Below are 1,060 nucleotides of genomic sequence, written 5' to 3' on the forward strand. Positions count from 1 at the left end.
CACTCCTCTATCCAGCGTATTTTGGCTGAAAGTGGTGGCATCAGACCGCCAGAGCGAACTCGATCCGTTTTAGCGCTAACTTTGGCTGAGCGAGAAGAGATCTCCCGCGGCCTAGCAACGGGACAATCCCTTCGCTCCATCGCTCAGCTTTTAGGTAGATCGCCCTCTACGGTTAGTCGGGAGGTTAAGCGTAATGGTGGCGCCAAAGACTACCGATCAGCTGGGGCTGATGGAGCCGCTTGGGATCGAGCACTTCGTCCTAAGACTTGTAAACTGGTCTTGAACAAGCCCTTGGCAACTATCGTGACAGATAAGCTGCAGTTCTTGCAGTGGTCGCCACAACAGATTGCCGGATGGTTAAAGCAAACGTATCCAGATGAGAAAAGCTATCAGGTGTCACACGAGACAATTTATCGCAGCCTCTTTATCCAAGCCCGTGGAGCCTTAAAGAAAGAGCTCGTGGCGCACTTACGTCGCACTCGGATCATGCGCCGCTCACGTCATCACACACTCAAAGATGTCGGCCTTGGCAAGATTGCCAATGCAGTCTCCATTAGAGAGCGGCCAGCAGAAGCAGAAGATCGCGCGGTGCCAGGACACTGGGAAGGCGATCTACTTTATGGGGATGCCAACAGCCAGATCGCTACTCTCGTTGAGCGCCAGACTCGCTATGTAATGCTAGTAAAGGTTGCCCGTAAAGATAGTCAAACTGTCGTCAATGCCTTAATTAAGCATGCGAGAAAATTACCGGACGAGCTTTATAAGTCGTTAACGTGGGATCGGGGTAAAGAGATGTCTGAACACAAACGTTTTACCTTAGCCACGGATGTTCAAGTGTACTTTTGTGATCCCCAGCATCCTTGGCAACGAGGATCGAACGAAAATACCAATGGATTATTAAGACAATACTTCCCTAAAGGAATGAGTCTGGCTAACTACTCCCAAGCCAAGCTCAATGCAGTGGCAAGGAAACTAAATGAACGCCCTAGAAAAACACTAAACTATCAAACACCGGCAGAACGTTTTGCTCAATCTGTTGCGTTGACCGGTTGAATCCAAG

Annotated in this window: 1 protein-coding gene; it reads left to right on the forward strand. The window is 49.6% G+C overall.

The window, feature by feature from the left end:
* Window positions 1–1,053 (forward strand): IS30 family transposase (locus tag ICN30_RS11515; protein ID WP_216275783.1); only part of this gene is annotated, 1,053 nt, incomplete at its 5' end.
* Window positions 1,054–1,060 lie beyond the last annotated feature (7 nt).

The organism is Polynucleobacter sp. 31A-FELB (genome assembly GCF_018882405.1).
In the GTDB taxonomy this organism is placed as follows: Bacteria; Pseudomonadota; Gammaproteobacteria; order Burkholderiales; family Burkholderiaceae; genus Polynucleobacter.